This is a genomic window from Leuconostoc aquikimchii (assembly GCF_040838325.1).
Taxonomy (GTDB): domain Bacteria; phylum Bacillota; class Bacilli; order Lactobacillales; family Lactobacillaceae; genus Leuconostoc; species Leuconostoc aquikimchii.
In genome coordinates this window covers 1,094,517-1,110,530 of record NZ_JBFPER010000001.1, presented here as the reverse complement: position 1 = coordinate 1,110,530, position 16,014 = coordinate 1,094,517, and the positions used below count along the sequence as shown (strand labels likewise).

Genomic DNA, 16,014 nt, shown 5'->3' with positions numbered 1-16,014 from the left:
AAAAAATGGCTAAAGCAGTTGTAACAGTAATAGGAAAAGACAAACCAGGAATTATAGCCGGTGTAGCTAATACGTTAGCCGACCATAATATTAATATTTTAGATGTATCGCAGACAATTATGTCTGACATTTTCACAATGAGCATGCTAGTTAATTTGGCACAATTAGATGAAGAATTTAATAAACTTCAAGATGATTTGAATCTACTTGGCAAGCAGTTAACAGTTGAAATTCACACGCAACGCGAAGAAATTTTTGATGCAATGAGTCGTGTTTAAATAACGAATAAATGTGTTAAGACCAAATTTACAAACAAAAATTGGGAGAAATTATGGAAACCACTCAAATAACTGAAACCATTAATATGGTTGCGGAAGAGCATTTGGATATTCGAACTGTTACGATGGGCATTTCCTTGCTCGATACAATAGCTGGTACACCACAAGAAACTGCAAAAAATATTTATCAAAAGATTACAACTTATGCAAAAGACTTGGTTAAAGTCACGCAGCAAATTGAACGTGAATTTGGTATTCCGATTACAAACAAACGTATTAGTGTGACACCTATTGCGTTGATTGCTGGAAAAGCAACGCCTGATGAGATGTTATACTACGCACACGCTTTAGATGATGCTGCTAAGGCTGTTGGGGTTGATTTTATTGGTGGTTATTCCGCATTAGTACAAAAAGGATTTGCCAATGGGGATCTAGCACTGATCAAGTCATTGCCCCGCGTGTTAACAGAAACAGATTTAGTGATGTCAAGTGTTAACATTGGTTCGACAAAAGCTGGAATCAATTTAGATGCTATCAAACTAATGGGTGAAACGATTAAAGCGATTACGGATAAATCAGATACTGCGAATGCAAAAATGGTTGTTTTTGCTAATGCAGTAGAAGACAATCCGTTTATGGCTGGTGCTTTTCATGGCGTAAGTGAAGCGGACGTTGTGATTAATGTTGGTGTTTCCGGGCCTGGTGTTGTTAAACGTGCAATTGAAAAAGTTAAGGGCGAATCCATTCAGGTTGTTGCTGAAACGGTTAAGAAAACAGCCTTTAAAATTACACGTGTTGGCCAAATGGTTGGTGCGCTAGCTGCTGAACGTTTAGGCGTTGAATTCGGCATAGTTGATTTAAGTTTAGCCCCTACGCCAGCGCGCGGTGATTCTGTTGCGGAAGTATTGGAAGAAATCGGTCTTGAAATGGTTGGCACCCATGGGACCACAGCAGCATTAATGTTACTTAATGACGCTGTTAAAAAAGGTGGTGTCATGGCATCACAACGCGTCGGTGGTTTATCTGGTGCCTTTATTCCTGTTTCTGAGGATGCTGGTATGATTGATGCTGTTAAGGCCGGCGTGTTAACGTTAGCAAAGCTTGAAGCAATGACAGCTGTTTGCTCTGTTGGGTTAGACATGATTGCAATCCCAGGTGAAACTGATGCGACAACAATTGCTGCAATGATTGCTGATGAAGCAGCTATTGGTGTGCAAAATAATAAGACAACGGCTGTACGCATTTTACCAACTAACGGCGCCAAAGTTGGTGATATGATTGATTATGGTGGGCTATTAGGTACTGCACCAGTGATGCCGGTAGTTAATAAATCAAGTGCAGATTTCATTAATCGTGGTGGCCATATTCCAGCACCGATTCATTCGTTTAAAAATTAGGATCTGACTGTTGGTCGGATGTAGGCACTAAAAATATTATAGACTACTTAAAAGCGAGCTTATCAAAAAGATAAGCTCGCTTTTATTTGCAGTATTTTAAATTTTTGCTAGTGAAGTTATCGTGATTAATAATACTCAAAAAAGCAACGCACAAAAAATTAAACGTCGTTAGTAGGTGTTCTAGACCTTAATTTGTTTTTTGAGGTGCTGGCGTGATAGGTTGACGATTAGTTGAATTAGCTTGTCCAGTTATAATGGCAATGTAGATAACTAAAATGATGATAATCATGCTTGCCAAAATACGAGCAGGATGATGCAAAAAAGAGGTGATATGACGTCGCATTGTAAATGGTTCATGTAAATCGCTATTGCTTTCTGTCATAGCAGATTCCAGTGCATATGCGAAGCTACTTGAATCAACGACCTTAGCGTTTGATTCATAAGGTACAATTGCAATTTCTCGTGTGTCAGACAGTTTTAACTGTTTTGGTTTTATATTGTGTGCATCACGATTAGCCAAAATGTTTTGACGAAAGCCAATAATAGCATTGACCGATTTATGTTGTAATAATAAAACATTTTGGCGTAATTGTTCTAATGGTGTTTGGACAGGAATTTTCATAAGGATTCTCCTCTATGATTCGTTTAGTCATACTATATCTATCTTTAATCATATCGAAAAAGAAGCGTGATATGTGCATGTTTGACTGATTGTAACTAAATTAACGTCTTCTTAATTTTTAAAAACAAGCAATAGCGCGTATAATTAGACTCATGGAAACACGTGAACAACAATTGTATCGTATCTATTTAGAGGCTGAACGACAATACTCGCCGTTGACCCTGAAGGCATATTTATCTGATATTGATGAATTTGTTATGTTTTTAACGCAAAATGGCGGTTTTACCACCTTTAAAATGGTCCAAACATTGGATGTTAGAGTTTATTTAAACGATTTGTACGAACGCAAATTGGCGCGAACAACTATCTCCAGAAAAATTAGCAGTTTACGTATGTTTTATCAGTTTATGATTGCTAATCAATTTGCAATTGATAATCCGTTTGATAACATTGCGCTACGAAAACATCAAAATCATCTGCCAGAATTTTTTTACGAAACAGAAATGACCACACTTTTTGATGTGGCATATAATCGCGAGGATGTCTTGTGGCAAAGGAATGCGGCTATTTTAGAGTTTTTGTATGCTACAGGTGCACGTGTAGCTGAGATTGCTAATCTGACTATTTCGCAATTAGATTTTTCTCAGCGGTTAGTGTTGATTCATGGTAAGGGTAATAAGGACAGATATGTACCCTTTGGTCATTTTTCAGCACAAGCGTTAACGCAATATTTAAAAGAGACACGACCAAAACTGATAGCCAAACAAGTCGCACATGATTTTGTGTTTGTTAACCATCGTGGTGAACCAATTACTACAGCAGGAATTACTTATATTTTAAACGAACTCATGAAGCGCTCAACTTTGACTGGAAAAATTCATCCGCACATGTTACGCCATACATTTGCTACGCACTTGCTTAATAATGGGGCTGATATGCGCACAGTTCAGGAATTACTAGGGCATGTTAATTTATCAACAACGCAAATGTATACTCATGTTACACGTGAGAATTTACAAAAAAATTACCAAAATTTTTTCCCACGTGCCAAAAAAAAGCTGTAAACGCTTAACATTAATTACATTTGTCTCTAAAAATTTGGTAGAATATAGGTATTATGATTAAACTAGAAAATAAAAATTTAAAAGTGATGATTAACGAAGAAGGTGCCGAATTAACAAGCGTGTGGCACAAGCAGGCCGAATTGGAATATATTTGGATCGGAGATCCTAAGTATTGGGGGCGTCACGCCTCTAATTTGTTCCCAATTGTTGGTCGTTTACGTGGTGATCAATACAAGGTTGCAGGCGAAACTTATTTTATGAACCAACATGGGTTTGCGCGAAATACAGTTTTTGACGTGGTTGAACATAACGATAACCATGCTCTTTTTCGCATTCATGATACGCAGTCAACAATGCGTGTTTACCCATTCAAATTCCAACTAGATATTCGGTATGATTTAACAGATGATAACGAACTTAAAATTGCCTATATTGTTAACAATACTGACACTGAGGAATCACTATTCTTTAGTGTTGGTGGGCATCCAGCGTTTAATCTGCCACTTGATGGTGGTAAATTTTCAGATTATTACGTTTCTATTGAACCAGAAAAACTCTATGATCGCGTTCGCTTAACTGGTCCTTACTCGAATCCAAATGTACCAACACCTTTTAATGCAAATATTCCATTGCGTTTACGCCAAGAGGATTATCATGATGATGCGATTATTTTAAAGTTGGATCGTCAGAAAACCTCATTTTTACTTGCACGCTTGGCTAATCAACATGGTTTGCGCATGACTTTAGATAATGCCCAATTTTTAGGTATTTGGACACCAGCTGGAAAAGAAGCACCATTTATTGCATTAGAGCCTTGGTGGGGAATTGCGGATACGGTTGATTCTACCGGCAACTTTAAAGAAAAATTTGGCGTGAATGTCTTGGCAGCAGGTGACACATTTAATGGTACTTATAGTTTGCAATTTTTCTAAACATTGATAATTTTGATTTTTTTATCATAAAAAAGTACAAAAAGCGCCTTTTAAAAATAAATGTATTGACAAAAATCTCATTTAGATTTAATATAGTGTTAACAATTTAATCGTCTAAATAAACCAATGAGATGAAGATCAAACCAATTGTGCGCGCACAGGGAATCCAGGATACTGAGAGCTGGGTCGAAAGCAAGTTGGCAAATGGATCATCGAGGGTCAATTGAAAGCAGTCATGTGAGTAGATGTGAACGTGAGACATACGTCAGTTGTCAGGTCTGTGTTAGCAGACTATGGAGGGTGAGTTATTAGATCAAATTTTTTTAATGCGGTTTAATATCTTAAAATCAGGTGGCACCGCGGGAAACCGTCCTGAAAATATTGCAATGAGCAAATATTTTCAGGACGGTTTTTTATTTGCTCTTGAACCCAACAATGAGGAGAAAAACATGGTTAATACAATAAGAAAAGGTTATTATGGCGAATATGGGGGACAATTTATTCCTGAATTATTGATGCCAGCTGTCAATGCAGTGGCTGAGGCGTTTAATCATTATAAAGAAGATCCTATTTTTAAAGCAGAATTAAAAAACTTATTTGACAACTATGCCAATAGACCATCGCTATTATATTATGCAAAAAATATGTCAAAAGATCTTGGTGGGGCACAAATATATTTTAAGCGTGAAGATCTTAATCATACAGGCGCACATAAAATTAACAATGTTTTGGGTCAGGCCTTAATTGCTCAAAAAATGGGCAAAACAAGATTGATTGCTGAAACTGGCGCTGGACAACATGGCGTGGCCACAGCAACTGTTGCTGCATTATTTGGTATGGAAGCAGAAATTTTTATGGGCAAAGAGGATACAGATCGACAGGCACTGAATGTTTATCGTATGAAGTTACTTGGTGCTAAAGTGACTATTGTTGAAACAGGCACACAGGTTCTAAAGGATGCAGTGAATGCAACGTTTCAAGACTGGACTAAACGTATTGACGATACGTTTTACGTCTTAGGATCTGCTGTCGGTCCGCATCCTTTTCCTGAGATGGTTAAGTATTTCCAATCAATTATTAGTGAAGAAGCGCGACAACAGTTTTTAGATCAAACTGGTAAGTTACCCGATGCTGTGATTGCTGCAGTTGGTGGCGGTTCAAACGCGATTGGTGCGTTTAGTAAGTTTATTGATGATGTGCAAGTTAAATTAATTGGTGTTGAAGCAGCGGGTAAAGGGATTCAGACATCTCAAACAGCTGCAACAATTGCTAATGGTTCAGATGGTATTTTTCATGGTATGAAATCAAAATTTTTACAGTCGTCAGATGGACAAATCAATCCAGTATATAGCATTTCTGCTGGTCTTGATTATCCAGGCATTGGACCAGAACATGCTTATTTGGCAGATATTAATCGTGCGCAATATGTCCCCATTACTGATGATGAGGCAGTAATAGCATTTGAGTATATTGCTCGAACAGAAGGTATTATAGCTGCAATTGAAAGTTCTCACGCAGTAGCATATGCCATGAAGTTGGCACCAACTATGCGATCAGATCAGCAAATTATGGTTAACTTGAGTGGTCGTGGCGATAAAGATGTTGCTGCTATTGCCCGCTATAAAGGAGTTGACATTCATGAGTGATATTAAAGCAGCACTAAGGTTGTTATCAGTGCGTCAAGATTTATCTGCTGAGATGGCAGAAAACGTGATGAATGAAATTATGGCTGGTGATGTATCAGAACCACAAATTGCAGCCTATTTAATGGGATTAACGTCAAAAAATGAATCTGTTTCAGAAATTACTGGTTCAGCAAAAGCTATGCTTAATCAAGCAGTTAATATCGCACCAGAATTTGATGCGATGGATATTGTTGGTACCGGTGGGGATATGTCAAATACATTCAATATTTCTACAACAGCTAGCTTTATCGTAGCAGCAGCTGGTGTTCCGATTGCTAAACATGGTAATCGTGCGGCCAGTTCAAAATCAGGAACAGCTGATGTACTAGAGGCCCTGGGTGTCACAATTTCATTGACCGCTGATCAAGCGACTCAGGTTTTACGTGAAACTGGGCAAACCTTTTTATTTGCACGATCATTTCATCCGGCAATGAAGATTGTCGGTCCAATTCGAAAAAATTTAGGGATTCGAACTGTGTTTAATGTCTTAGGCCCTTTGATAAATCCGATGCGACCCAAAAGCATGCTGTTAGGTGTTTACTCGAAGCAATTATTAGTCCCATTGGCGCATGTTTTAATCGCATTAGGTGTTAAAAATGCCATTTTAATTCATGGTAAGGATGGATTAGATGAGGTTACTTTGACAGATAAAACTGATATGGTGGTGCTTCGTAATCAGGAGATAACTGAGTCAGAGTTTGATCCGATGACGTATGGTTTTGATTATGTTTTACCAGAAGAATTGTTAGGAGGCACACCAACAGAGAATGCTGAAATAACACAAGCAATTTTAAGTGGTCGTTTAGGTGGTGCAAAGAAAGAAGTTGTTATTTTGAATGCTGCTATGGCATTGTTTGCTGCAAATATTTGTGAAAATTTGCAGCAAAGTATCACACTGGCACGTAGTATCTTAGAAAATGGTAAAGCATATCAACATTTAATACAGTTGCAACAAGCAACAAAGGCGGTTAGCGCATGATTTTAGATGATTTGGTAAGGGCAACACGTGACAATATGGTACACAGGCAATTCGAGGTGCCTGCGACAATTTTAGAGGCAAAAGCACGTCAACGCATCATTAAAAAAACTTTTCCTTTTGAAAAGGCACTACGCCAACGAGCAATTTCAGTGATTGCAGAAATCAAACAAGCGTCGCCATCACAAGGACAAATTATTCCGCAGGATCAATTTGATTATCTTAGTATTGCGCATGCGTACGATGAAGCCGGTGTGGATTTAATTAGTGTTTTGACAGAGGAAAAATATTTTAAAGGATCAATTGCTATTTTGAAAGCAGTTGCGCAGACCGTTAAAACGCCAATATTAAGAAAAGATTTTATCATTGATGACTATATGATTTATGAAGCAATAGTGTCTGGCGCTAAAGTTATTTTATTAATTGTGGCAATTTTAGAAGATGAGCAATTACGTCGCTATCTTAAATTAGCAGATGAACTAGGCTTGTCGGCAATTGTTGAAGCACATAATGAAAAAGAGATTCACCGCGCTATCGCAGCAAAAGGACGTATTATTGGGATTAATAATCGTAATTTGAAAGATTTTTCGGTTGATTTTAACAATACAAAACGGTTACGTGAGTTAATACCTGAAGATATATTAGTTATTTCTGAGTCTGGCATCAAAACGCGCGCTGATGTAACGTTACTGGAAGACCTACAGGTAAATGGTATTTTAGTTGGTGAGACTTTTATGAAAAGCAAAGATAAAATGAAGATGATTAAAACTTTGATAGGACAATAAACGCACATGACTAAAATTAAACTTTGTGGAAACTTTCGTGTTGAGGATGCTGACCTTTTAAATAAGGTTCAACCTGATATGGCAGGTATTATTTTTGCACCAAACCATCGTCGAACGGTCAATTTAACGACAGCGATTAAAATACGCGAACGTTTGGATGATAGTATTCCGTTATATGGTGTGTTCGTTAATCAAAACGTCATGGATATGTTAACTTTTTTTGCTAATGGGCTCATACAAGGTGTACAGCTACATGGTGACGAGTCAGAATTAGAAGTGGCATTATTACGTGAAAACAAGGTGCCTGTTATTCAAGTGGTTAAACCACAACAAGCATTACTTACAACAGCAGCAGATTATTTGCTGTTAGACAACAGTGCTGGTTCAGGAGAAACATTTGATTGGCGTATTGTACCACCAAAATCCCTACGACAAACACCTTTGATGCTGGCGGGTGGTTTAACAATTGACAATTTGGAAGATGCAATCAATCAAGTACAGCCAGAGTGGGTTGACATTTCTAGTGGTTCTGAAGTAGCAGGTATTAAAAATCTAGAAAAAATGCGTATCTTAGTCGATATAGCACACCAACAGACAGCTAAATCATAATATTTTAGCATAAATAAAGTTGACGTTTGGAGAAAAAATGACAGTAGAAAAAATAGAAGAAGTTTTAAAGAATGGCAAAGGCTTTATTGGCTTTACAGTAGCTGGGGATCCTGATTTCGATAAAAGTGTCGATTATGTTGTAACACTTGCTGAGGCTGGGGCGGATGTCGTTGAAATCGGCATTGCTTTTTCAGATCCGTCAGCAGATGGAGAAACAATTATGAAAGCTGATTTACGTGCGGCTGAAGCTGGGTCAACTACGGAGAAAGTTTTTGAGTTTGTCACAAATGTTCGGAAAAGGACGCAGGTGCCATTGGTTTTTTTAACATATACTAATCCGGTTTTTAAATACGGGTATGAAGCGTTTTTGGCTAAAATGAAACAACTTAATGTGCAAGGTATTATTATGCCTGATATGCCTCTGGAAGAACAAGATGAATTTGTTACTTTAGCTGAAAAGTATGATCGGTCATTTATTCAATTAATCACACTTAAATCTGGCGAACGCATACCAAATATTATTAAACGCGCATCAGGTTTTGTTTATGTGGTCAGCTCTTTAGGCATTACTGGCATGCGACAAAAATTATCAACCGATTCTCATAACTTAATCACACAAATAAAAAAATTGACTAATGTACCGACTGCTATCGGTTTTGGCATTAGTCAGCCTGAACAAATGTCACAGTTTAAAAACGCGGATGCAGTGATTGTCGGCTCAGCAATTGTTAATATTATTGAGGCACATCCGTATGATGCCGAAGAAGCATTACAGAATTTTGTGAACGCGATGAAGACGGCCTGGTAATGTCATCAATAATGAAGCGCGATAACGCGTGTGAGATGGTGCCACACAAAATAAAATGGAGAATGTACGTCATATGGCTTATGAAATAAAAACAATCAATGCTGACACAATCAGCGTTATCAGCGCTTATTTACGATTACGTGGTGCGCACACAGTTTTATTAGAATCTGTACCCACTTCGCAAGAAAAATCCCGTTATTCTATTTTGGGTTTAGATCCTGTTCATGAATTTCAAGCAACGGGTACTCATATTAATATTGATGGTCAGTTATCCGAAAATTTGGATCCATTACATGTATTGAGTGAATTAGTGGTCACTGACTCAGTAATTAATGATCACATGCCTTTTCAGGGAGGGGCTATTGGTTATGTCGGGTTTGATACCATTGCCACCTATGAAAATATTGGGCAACAACCCCATGATGAGTTAGACATGCCTGATATTCATATGTTTTTGTATGAAACATTTATTCTTTTTGATCATCAAAAAGAAACTTTAACAATCGTGGTAGATAATGCCTACTCAAAACGGGATGCATCAAAACGACAGCATGTGCTATCTAAAATTGAAGATCGCTTACAAAAACAAGTCCATGCAGAAATGGTTACTAGGTCATTACCGCCGCTCGAACCAAAGTCAAATATGAGTCAAAAAGAGTTTACAGCAATTGTTAATCGTACTAAACAGTTGATAACGGCTGGCGATATGTTTCAAATGGTGCCTTCGCAACGATTCAGTTTTGATTTTAAAAATGATCCGTTTGATTTTTATCGACAATTACGTCGCACAAACCCCTCGCCTTACATGTATTATTTAGATATGGGCGACACTCAAATTGTCGGATCGTCACCTGAAAGTTTAGTGACAGTCCGTGGTGATATCGTGACAACAAATCCGATTGCTGGTACACGTAAGCGCGGTAAAACAGTACAAGAAGATATTGAGATTGCATCAGCATTAAAGCATGATGAGAAAGAACTCGCTGAACATAAAATGCTAGTGGATTTGGGCCGTAACGATTTGGGAAAAATTTCCGAATATGGGACTGTCAATGTCACAACTTTTCTAGATATTCAAAAATATAGATATGTCATGCATCTCGTGTCGGAGGTGCAGGGCAAATTGCGGGCAGGGACACGCGCAATTGACGCTTTAAAAGCAACCTTACCAGCGGGTACGGTAAGCGGCGCACCAAAAGTACGTGCGTTACAACGTATTTATGAAATGGAGCCCACTAAACGTGGTGTTTACGCTGGGGCTATTGGTTATTTATCAAAAGACAATCAGATGGATTTTGCGATTGCAATTAGAACAATGGTTGTTAAAAATAATAAAGGTTATGTACAAGCTGGGGCGGGAATTGTTTATGATTCTGTGCCTGAAAATGAATATGAAGAAACACGCAATAAAGCAAGAGCCTTACTAAACGTGGGAGAGAAACTATGATACTATTAGTTGATAATTATGATTCGTTTACGTATAACCTAGCACAAATTGTTGGGAAAATGACAGACTTAGTCATATTACGAAATGATGATGAACATTTATATGATGTGGCTGATCAAGCTTCTGGGATAATTTTTTCGCCAGGACCAGGTAAACCAAATGAAGCTGGTGAAATGGAAAATATGATTCGACAATATGCTAATAAAATCCCATTGCTTGGCATATGTTTAGGACATCAAGCGATTGGTGAAGTATTTGGTGGGGTTGTGACAAATGCAACAATTATTCGACATGGCAAAGTTTCTGATATGTTAGCAATAGCGCCATCAGCATTATTTATAGCACAGACTACTGCGGTCATGCGTTATCATTCACTCATTATCAAAACTAATCACATGCCGGATAATTTTATTGTGACAGGACGCGCTTCTGATGATAATGAAATCATGGCAATGCAGCATGTATCATTGCCAATTTTTGGCTTGCAATTTCATCCAGAATCGATTGGTACGCCAGAGGGTGCAAAAATGATTGAAAAATTTGTGTTATTGACGCAATAATAAGTTAATAGTTTGTATTCCTTTTGTTTGAAAAAAATTTAAGAAATTGTTAAATCAATCACATAATCAATCGCATTTGTTAAAATAGAAAGAGTCAGTATTTTTGACTGATAAAAACACTTTCTGAAAAAGAATATGAGCGTTCTCAACAGATCGGCTCTCAAAAAACAAACTGATGAACACGTTGCCGTTGCGGTGTTCAAAAACAAACGGAGGCATGATAGCATGCTAAAAATATTAAAGTCACTAAACGAATCATGGTTATTTGACACATTAGGCGTTATCATTGTTATTCTTGCGGCCTATACATCAGGCTATCTTTTTGAGAATTTGACTCATACGTCATTTTTTTCAGAAAATATTTGGGCCAAATACGTGCCTTTTGGTGTCATCTCTGTTGTGTCATCCAGTTTATCGATTATGTCAACACGCTTGACAGCGAGATTAAATAAATTTGGTAATATTGTCGGCACTATCAATACCTTACTGTCAGGGACAATTGATTTTATTCTTGGGAACAGTGGGGCGATACTGACTTATCCCGTGTCTTTTTTGATTAATGCTGCAGCGATTAAAGGTTGGCATCGGTACGGTGATAAACAGGTTAATCGTGCGACTGATTTCAAGAAATGGTTACCACTCGTGATTGGTGGCGCAATACTACTCAGTTTAGGACTGAATTATTTAGCTTTTCAAAATACAAGTCCGTTATTTTGGCTGGCGAGTGCAGTTTTTAGTCTTTCCTTGATTCCAAATATATTAAATGTTTTTAAAATTGAAGACCAATGGCTCTTTTGGATTGTTTATAACTTTGTCCAATTAGTTAAAGCGATGACGCAAGGCAATTTTGCTAACGTCGGGAAATACTTATATTATATTGTTAACAGCGGTGTTGCTTATCCCATATGGCGCATGGCCAGACAAAAAAATTCACGATGACATTGAAGGCGTTCTTTAAAACGCCTTTTTATGTTATTATGAATTTTTTTGCGGCCTGTTTGGCAGGTTTAGCCCGTCATGTTAAAATAAAACAAGTACTTATAGTTGGTTAGATAATAGGAGTAATTAAATGATTAAAAATTTAGTCGTCGCGTCCAACAATTCAGCAAAAACACGTGAAATTCAGGGCGTGTTTGCTGAATTTGATGTGTCAGTGGTTAATTATCGTGAATTAATCGATGAAAAAAATTTTCCAACTGAGACTGTCGCCGATCAATATACCAACGCATTAAACAAAGCACGCTATATTCAACAATTTTTACCAAATAATAATATCTTAGCTGATGATACTGGCGCATATTTTACAGCTTTTCCTGAGCGCTTTGGCTTAACGACTTCACGTGAATTAAAGGCACTTGGCTTAAATTCTGTGCGTGAAGAAGATGCGTATTTGTTGGACTTGTATAAGCCAATTTTAAATCGTGGTGCCTATTTAGAAGCCTTATTTGTGTTAATCACCTCTACAGGAAAAACTGTAAGCAGTGTTGGACGTGGCGGGGTTTTACTAGCCAAAAGTGAGCGTGGCAAGTACGCCGTTGGTTTTGACACATTATTTGAAGCCGAGAATGGTAAAACACTTGCGGAAATGCCAATGGCTGAACGTGTTTTATACTCGCATCGAGGTCGTGCAGCACAAAAATTATTGCAGGAAATTAGCTACGATTGTTGAAATGACAGTGCTGGATGATTTATTTTTTTGGACAACATCATGCTAAAATATATTCAAATTAAAAAAAGATTGCTATTCTTAAAAAAATCAGCTATACTATAGAGGACCAACTGGGTAGAATCTATCTACCTACCCGCCACCTATTCTTCGGAGTAGGTGGCGTTTTTAATTGCATGACTTGTCCTAATGGTATGGTATTTTGTTCAGCTGCGTTTAATAAGTTAGCATAGCTTGACTTGGCAATATTATAGAAATTTATCATTAAATGTTTAATGATAAATTTTAAGATTTTAAAGTATCTTAAAATTATTGTTATTGAAGTTTCCAATTCACGTTATAATTAATAGCGAGGACGAAATAATTGCTAATTCGTGCGATAATTTATTTTTTGAAAGAAGATAACGGTAAACAATCACATGACAGAACTCGTTTTAACAGAACTAACACAAGCAGACACCGCTAAACATGTGTCTCAAGTACTTAACATCCCCTTTAAGCAGGTTAACGCAACACTCACGTTATTAAATGATGGCTCTACGGTGCCTTTCATTTCTCGTTATCGTAAAGAAATGACAGGTGAACTTGATGAGGTGCAAATTCGTGATATTCAGTCAACGGCAAAAAAAGTGCAAGACTTGTCTGAGCGTAAGCACACTGTTTTAAAAGCTGTTCAAGAGCAGCAACAACTCACACCAGATTTACAAAAAGCAATTCAATCAGCAGAAACGTTGCAAATCGTAGAGGACTTATATTTACCCTATAAACAAAAAAGACGTACTAAGGCAATGGTAGCCCGTGAAAACGGGTTGCAGCCACTAGCTGATTTTGTTACATCACATGTCACAGCTGCTATTCCTAGTGCGTCGTACATTAATGATGCATTATCAACGCAAGCAGATGTGTTAGCAGGTCTACATGAAATATTAGCAGAACAAATTGGTGAAAATGCCATTTATCGCCAATGGTTACGTACACGTATGGCTGCAGATGGTGTGTTAACATCAAACATTAAACGTGCTGGCAAAGAAAAAGATGAGCAAGAAGTTTACGGGCAATATTATGATTATAGTGAGTCAATTAAATCACTACGTGACAACCAATTTCGAATTTTAGCAGTTAATCGTGGCGAAAAAGAGGGTGTTTTGTCAGTTAAAATTGATTTTACCGAAGCACGCATGATTCATTTTATTCAAACAAAAGAGTTACGCGGACAATCTGCCGCTGGATCAGGGTATCAAGTATTGCGAGCAGCGATTGAGGATGCTTATAAACGTTTTATCCAACCCGCTGTAGCGCGTGAAATTCGCCAAGAATTAACAACACAAGCACAAGAACAAGCCATTAAGGTTTTTGGTGATAATTTGTATCATCTATTAATGCAAGCACCACTTAAAGACAAAATTGTCATGGGATTTGATCCGGGATTTAGAACAGGCTCTAAGTTGGCTGTCATTGATGAAAATGGCAAGTTTTTAAAAAAGCAAGTTATTTATCCGCATAAACCAGCTAATGCCCAGCAACGACATGAAGCTGGTGAGATATTTGAATCATTGGTACATGAATTTAATGTGCAATTGGTCGCCATTGGAAATGGTACGGCTTCACGTGAATCAGAAGAATTTGTTGCTGCACACTTACCAAATGGTGTGCAGTACGCGATTGTTAATGAGGCAGGGGCTTCAGTTTATTCTGCATCAGATGCGGCGCGAGAAGAATTTCCTGAGTTACATGTTGAAGAACGTTCGGCTATTTCCATCGGTCGTCGCATACAAGATCCTTTAGCAGAATTAATTAAAATTGATCCAAAATCCGTTGGTGTTGGTCAGTATCAACATGATTTAAATGCTAAAGCCCTTGATGAGCAAGTTGATGATGTGGTCGAGACAGCTGTCAACCAAGTTGGCGTTAATTTGAACACAGCAAGTGCTGCATTATTGACGCACATTGCTGGTTTAAATAAGGTTTTAGCGCAAAATATTGTGACCTACCGTGATACGATTGGTGAGTTTACTTCACGTACCCAACTTAAAAAAGTAACACGATTGGGACCCAAAGCTTTTGAACAGTCAGCAGGGTTTCTACGCATTTTAGCAGGTAAGAACGTCTTGGATAACACAGATATTCATCCTGAAAGTTATCCGGCCGCTAAGCGATTACTAGATTTGGCTCATGTCACACCTCAGACATTAGCGACAGAATCAGCCAATCAAGCGTTAAGACTTTTAGATAAGGTTGATACAGCAGACAATTTGGCAATTGGTATGCAAACGTTACATGATGTCATTAATAGTTTACAAAAGCCTGGTCGTGATGGCCGTTCAGAAATGGTAGGGGCGCTATTAAAATCAGACATTTTGCATATTGAGGATTTGAAGTCTGGTATGAAAATGCAAGGGACTGTTCGAAATGTCGTTGATTTCGGTGCGTTTGTTGACCTCGGGGTCAAACATGATGGTTTGGTTCACATTTCTCGTTTGGCAAAACGTCGCGTAAAAACACCGTCTGAAATTGTTTCTGTCGGTGATATTGTTGATGTTTGGGTTGTTGATATTGATGAGAAGCGTCAGCGAATTGGCTTAACGATGATTAGTCCAGAGGAGAGTAAGTCATGATCGTTCAACCGGCGAAACAAATAGATCAGGCAGCAATTTTAAAACTAGAACAGACAATTTTTGATGATATGGCCTTAGAAATATATGAGGAACTGAGTGTAGCTGACGTGCAAGCAGCTTGGACGCTTGCGGTCGCAACATCAGAAAAAAGTCGTTATCATTATAGTCGGGCATTAGTTGCCAAAAATGATGACAACGTAGTGGTGGGAGTTGCTTTTGGCTACCCAGACACAGAAGAAAAGACACTTGATAAGACGTTACAGTCTATATTAGCTGACAAATATAGTTATCATCGCTGGTTGTTTAGTGACTCAGAAGTGTTTGAAAACGAATGGTATCTCGATTCAATTGTTGTCACAGATGCTGTACGCGGACAAGGTATTGGTAAGCAATTGATCAAAGCTGCTGAAGTGCGTGCCAAGCAAGAAAATCGAGAAACGATTGGATTAAATGTTGATGATGCTAATCCTAGAGCCCAAAAGCTATATACGGCGCTAGGGTTTGAGCCAGTAGGTAAAATAACAATTGGCAAGCATGCATACACACATATGCAAAAAAAGATATGAAAAA

The 16,014-nt window shown here is 37.9% G+C and carries 16 protein-coding genes; 15 read left to right on the top strand and 1 reads right to left on the bottom strand.

What is annotated here, in order from left to right; translation table 11 throughout:
- Nucleotides 1-5 precede the first annotated feature (5 nt).
- Together AB3K24_RS05470 and AB3K24_RS05465 are read left to right on the top strand one after the other, a co-directional pair.
- The gene (locus tag AB3K24_RS05470; protein WP_367974186.1) at nucleotides 6-278 is read left to right on the top strand and encodes an ACT domain-containing protein; all 273 of its coding nucleotides are present in this window, start codon (nucleotides 6-8) and stop codon (nucleotides 276-278) included.
- Nucleotides 279-331: 53 nt separating this feature from the next.
- Nucleotides 332-1,675, top strand: coding sequence for a PFL family protein (locus AB3K24_RS05465; protein WP_367974185.1), 1,344 nt, complete (start codon nucleotides 332-334; stop codon nucleotides 1,673-1,675).
- Nucleotides 1,676-1,862: 187 nt separating this feature from the next.
- Here the strand turns inward: AB3K24_RS05465 and AB3K24_RS05460 are convergent, their stop codons facing one another.
- The gene (locus AB3K24_RS05460) at nucleotides 1,863-2,297 is read right to left on the bottom strand and encodes a hypothetical protein (RefSeq protein ID WP_367974184.1); all 435 of its coding nucleotides are present in this window, start codon (nucleotides 2,295-2,297) and stop codon (nucleotides 1,863-1,865) included.
- Between the two features lie 152 nt (nucleotides 2,298-2,449).
- Here AB3K24_RS05460 and xerC point away from each other — a divergent pair, with 152 nt between their 5' ends.
- The 13 genes from xerC (at nucleotide 2,450) to AB3K24_RS05395 (ending at nucleotide 16,010) form a co-directional block, all read left to right on the top strand.
- Nucleotides 2,450-3,361: a tyrosine recombinase XerC gene (gene xerC / locus AB3K24_RS05455; RefSeq protein ID WP_367974183.1), complete on the top strand. Its 912-nt coding sequence runs from the start codon at nucleotides 2,450-2,452 to the stop codon at nucleotides 3,359-3,361.
- A gap of 53 nt (nucleotides 3,362-3,414) precedes the next feature.
- Nucleotides 3,415-4,293, top strand: a complete 879-nt coding sequence (locus AB3K24_RS05450; protein WP_367974182.1) for an aldose 1-epimerase family protein — start codon at nucleotides 3,415-3,417, stop codon at nucleotides 4,291-4,293.
- Between the two features lie 449 nt (nucleotides 4,294-4,742).
- A complete protein-coding gene (gene trpB / locus AB3K24_RS05445; RefSeq protein WP_367974181.1) occupies nucleotides 4,743-5,939 on the top strand; it encodes a tryptophan synthase subunit beta in 1,197 nt (398 codons plus the stop codon).
- Nucleotides 5,932-6,957, top strand: coding sequence for an anthranilate phosphoribosyltransferase (gene trpD / locus AB3K24_RS05440; RefSeq protein WP_367974180.1), 1,026 nt, complete (start codon nucleotides 5,932-5,934; stop codon nucleotides 6,955-6,957). Before trpB ends, trpD begins: the two co-directional genes overlap by 8 nt.
- Nucleotides 6,954-7,739 carry an indole-3-glycerol phosphate synthase TrpC gene (trpC, locus tag AB3K24_RS05435; RefSeq protein WP_367974179.1) on the top strand — a complete coding sequence of 262 codons (786 nt, stop codon included), beginning with the start codon at nucleotides 6,954-6,956 and terminating at the stop codon, nucleotides 7,737-7,739. Before trpD ends, trpC begins: the two co-directional genes overlap by 4 nt.
- A 6-nt stretch (nucleotides 7,740-7,745) precedes the next feature.
- Nucleotides 7,746-8,348: a phosphoribosylanthranilate isomerase gene (locus tag AB3K24_RS05430; protein ID WP_367974178.1), complete on the top strand. Its 603-nt coding sequence runs from the start codon at nucleotides 7,746-7,748 to the stop codon at nucleotides 8,346-8,348.
- A 37-nt stretch (nucleotides 8,349-8,385) separates the two neighbouring features.
- A complete protein-coding gene (gene trpA, locus AB3K24_RS05425) occupies nucleotides 8,386-9,156 on the top strand; it encodes a tryptophan synthase subunit alpha (RefSeq protein ID WP_367974177.1) in 771 nt (256 codons plus the stop codon).
- A gap of 73 nt (nucleotides 9,157-9,229) precedes the next feature.
- Complete coding sequence (gene trpE, locus AB3K24_RS05420) at nucleotides 9,230-10,603, top strand: anthranilate synthase component I (RefSeq protein WP_367974176.1); 1,374 nt, start codon at nucleotides 9,230-9,232, stop codon at nucleotides 10,601-10,603.
- On the top strand, nucleotides 10,600-11,163 hold the full coding sequence (locus AB3K24_RS05415; RefSeq protein ID WP_367974175.1) for an anthranilate synthase component II: 564 nt from the start codon (nucleotides 10,600-10,602) through the stop codon (nucleotides 11,161-11,163). The genes trpE and AB3K24_RS05415 overlap by 4 nt, the downstream gene beginning before the upstream one ends.
- 225 nt (nucleotides 11,164-11,388) lie before the next feature.
- A complete protein-coding gene (locus AB3K24_RS05410) occupies nucleotides 11,389-12,102 on the top strand; it encodes a nicotinamide mononucleotide transporter family protein (protein WP_367974174.1) in 714 nt (237 codons plus the stop codon).
- Nucleotides 12,103-12,232: 130 nt separating this feature from the next.
- Nucleotides 12,233-12,832 (top strand): non-canonical purine NTP pyrophosphatase, encoded by a 600-nt coding sequence (locus AB3K24_RS05405; protein ID WP_367974173.1) that lies wholly within the window; start codon nucleotides 12,233-12,235, stop codon nucleotides 12,830-12,832.
- Nucleotides 12,833-13,248: 416 nt separating this feature from the next.
- Nucleotides 13,249-15,444: a Tex family protein gene (locus AB3K24_RS05400; RefSeq protein WP_367974172.1), complete on the top strand. Its 2,196-nt coding sequence runs from the start codon at nucleotides 13,249-13,251 to the stop codon at nucleotides 15,442-15,444.
- Entirely contained in the window at nucleotides 15,441-16,010 is a 570-nt protein-coding gene (locus tag AB3K24_RS05395; RefSeq protein WP_367974171.1) for a GNAT family N-acetyltransferase, read from the top strand. Before AB3K24_RS05400 ends, AB3K24_RS05395 begins: the two co-directional genes overlap by 4 nt.
- Nucleotides 16,011-16,014: the final 4 nt, after the last annotated feature.